Source organism: Bacillus mobilis (assembly GCF_001884045.1).
In the GTDB taxonomy this organism is placed as follows: Bacteria; Bacillota; Bacilli; order Bacillales; family Bacillaceae_G; genus Bacillus_A; species Bacillus_A mobilis.
Genome location: NZ_MACF01000133.1, coordinates 1 through 209, shown reverse-complemented (window position 1 = coordinate 209; position 209 = coordinate 1). Strand labels below are relative to the sequence as shown.

Genomic DNA, 209 nt, shown 5'->3' with positions numbered 1-209 from the left:
TTATCTTCTTCTTTAAGGCCTTCGATGATTTTTGTTTTATCAATCTTATCTTCTTTTACTTTACCATCGACGATATCTTCTTTATTTACTTCAATGTTGTCTTTCACATCGATGATATTTACTGTAATTTCTTTCTCGCTTGTATCCGCATCTTTATCTGTTACTTTTACTTTCACTTTTTGTTCGCCGACTTTGTTTGTATCTACAGT

Annotated in this window: 1 pseudogene; it reads right to left on the bottom strand. The window is 31.1% G+C overall.

Features of this window, described 5'->3' with window-relative positions:
- Positions 1 to 209: pseudogene (locus BAQ44_RS30935) on the bottom strand (hypothetical protein); the annotation flags it as partial.